Origin of the sequence: Endozoicomonas sp. ALE010 (assembly GCF_049310165.1) — a bacterium.
In the GTDB taxonomy this organism is placed as follows: domain Bacteria; phylum Pseudomonadota; class Gammaproteobacteria; order Pseudomonadales; family Endozoicomonadaceae; genus Endozoicomonas.
The window spans coordinates 1-2,245 of sequence record NZ_JBLYNV010000167.1; the positions used below are offsets into that span (position 1 = coordinate 1).

The 2,245-nt window shown below is 54.6% G+C and carries 3 protein-coding genes; all 3 read right to left on the minus strand.

What is annotated here, in order from left to right:
* Positions 1 to 89 precede the first annotated feature (89 nt).
* The 3 genes from ACO6UY_RS24465 to ACO6UY_RS24475 are packed head-to-tail and all read right to left on the minus strand — an operon-like array spanning position 90 to position 2,009.
* Positions 90 to 290 carry a hypothetical protein gene (locus ACO6UY_RS24465; RefSeq protein WP_422491650.1) on the minus strand — a complete coding sequence of 67 codons (201 nt, stop codon included), beginning with the start codon at positions 288 to 290 and terminating at the stop codon, positions 90 to 92.
* Entirely contained in the window at positions 290 to 937 is a 648-nt protein-coding gene (locus tag ACO6UY_RS24470) for an Nmad5 family putative nucleotide modification protein (protein WP_422491652.1), read from the minus strand. Before ACO6UY_RS24470 ends, ACO6UY_RS24465 begins: the two co-directional genes overlap by 1 nt.
* Before the next feature lie 28 nt (positions 938 to 965).
* Positions 966 to 2,009: a PD-(D/E)XK nuclease family protein gene (locus ACO6UY_RS24475; protein ID WP_422491653.1), complete on the minus strand. Its 1,044-nt coding sequence runs from the start codon at positions 2,007 to 2,009 to the stop codon at positions 966 to 968.
* Positions 2,010 to 2,245: the final 236 nt, after the last annotated feature.

Genomic DNA, 2,245 nt, shown 5'->3' on the forward strand with positions numbered 1-2,245 from the left:
CGGTGCTGACACAGACCAGGGGGTTGCCCTGGGCCCGGCCAAAATACTCGTAAATGGCGGTGATGGCTTCTGACTGGTACCAGCGCAGGTCAAAGGCCATGGTTCAGCCTCCTTGCTTTTTGTTCTGCCCGGTGCTCATGGCAATGATCTGCATTGCAGAAGCAGTTGTTATGGGTGTGCAGCCTGCCGCACTTCAGGCAGGGTCTTGGTTGTTTCCGGTGTCGTCTGATCTTCCGGCCACTGGCAGTGGTGGGTGTAACCAGAGAGGACAGCATGGTTAATATTTGCATCAGCATGCTTCCTCCTGAGCGGTCCCAAACACAATTTCATTCAGGTTGTGTACAGCGATGGGCAGGTTGGCAGTGACCTCTTTTTTCGGAATGACCAGAACCCCTTTCTCAATCCCTTCCGGCCAGGCATCCATAAGATGCTTGTCAGTGGTGCACGACTGCAGCAGTTGATTCAGTTCCCAGCGGGTTTTCTTGATACGTTCCAGCAACTCATCCACTTTTTGTTCATGAGCTTCCAGTCGCTTGAGCTTGGCCGGGTGTGTCTTCAGTAGTGTGTCCAGATGGAAGGCAACCCTGTGACTTTCGTAGTAGTTATAGGGGACGGCATAAGCCAGTGTTACAGACTCTTCTGCCAGCTTGTCCAGGTTGCCGGTGAACCGGAGTTTGCGATAACCGGAATCAGCAAACCGCAACCGCAATTTGCGGGCATAAGACTTTTCATTGAGCTTCTGCAGATAAGCCGAACTGGACATTGAAAACAAGCGCTTCTCCACCTCACGCCAGGGGCCAAGCTCCTTTTCATACAGTGGCAGCAGCGGTTCAACCAGCTTGGTCAACTTGCTGTTCAGCTTGTCCATCTCCTTGCCAAACAGGGTTTCAAGGGCATTGACCAGCATGTCACTTTTCATGGCTTTACTGAGTTTCATAATGTGCGCTTCCTTCTTTTCTTATTGGTTAAATCAACGTGCCCTGGAACGACTGTCGAATAGTCTGCACATTGGGATCGGTTAACAGCTCCTTCTGATCCACGGCGCGGATCTCGGAGGACTTCAGCTGCTCCGGTGCTTCCCCAGTCACAAACAACTGACCATTGCTTTTCAGCCGGTATTGAATCCAGTACTCCCCGGAGTCCACCGGTTCGGCAAAACCAAACAACAGGTCCGGCAGATACAGGTGCGATTGGCACCCCTTACGCTGCTGCTCCGTGGGAATCAGGCAGTCATAACGGGCGCAGTGCCATTCACCGTTTTCAATGGCGGTGCTGTGCAGGCAGGTGCGGCAGTTGACGACAGGTGCCTGCTGGCCATGGCAGACGGCGGCATGGTCACAGAACTTGCACTGGTACCAGCTGGGGTCCTGGTGGATCTTCTCCGGCGGCAGGTCACTGGCAATAATGGCGGCCGCCTTGTTGACCAGTGCGGTTGCCTTGGTTTTGTCGTATTTCACCCGCTCGCCATAGAGCGCATCGGTGTTCTTGTTCACCGCCAGGTAGTAGGCCCGTTTCAGTGGGCCGTTCTCTGCCAGGTGCATATAGACCTGCATCTGGGCAAAGTGGCGGGGCTTGGACTCTTCAACACCTTTGTTCACCAGCTCTTTGAACGACTTCTCCGAGTGGGTTTTCATCTCGATGACGTGCCAGCTCTTGGGGGCTTCCACAAACCCGAGGCCTACCCCGTCCATGGAGCCGCCAAAATGACCATCGCAGGCAGTAACCCGGAACTGCTGGCCGGTTTGCGGATCCTCTTCATAAACCTGAACACCGGCGGCCCGAAGATTGTCGGCAAAGCGGGCTTCTGCCAGCTGGCCGGTTTCAAACAGTCGCAGCATACGGCCATCAAAGCGGGCAGCGGTGCACCAGTGGAAGCTATACCAGAGGGAACGGCTGCAGGGCTCACCAATCAGGGAGGCACCCAGGTGTGGACGAAAACCGTTGTCTGCCTGTGCCTCGTAGTGACGGTAAATCCGCTGGATGGTGCTGTCCGCTTCCGGGATCTTCATTTGGATGCCTCTTTTGTTGCGTTGCTAATTAACGACTACTGTTTGCAGACAATCGTTTGACGACGTTTGTTGTACTGCTTCTGTTTGACGACAGTTTTAATACGACGATCTTTAAATAGGCTTCCGGTGAAGGAAGCCCGTTACCTGCTTATTAATTCCAGGGTGGTGCCGTGCTGCCCGGTACCTGGGGTGCCTGGGCAGGCTGGGGCGCTGGAGCCTGTTGCGCTACCGTCGCC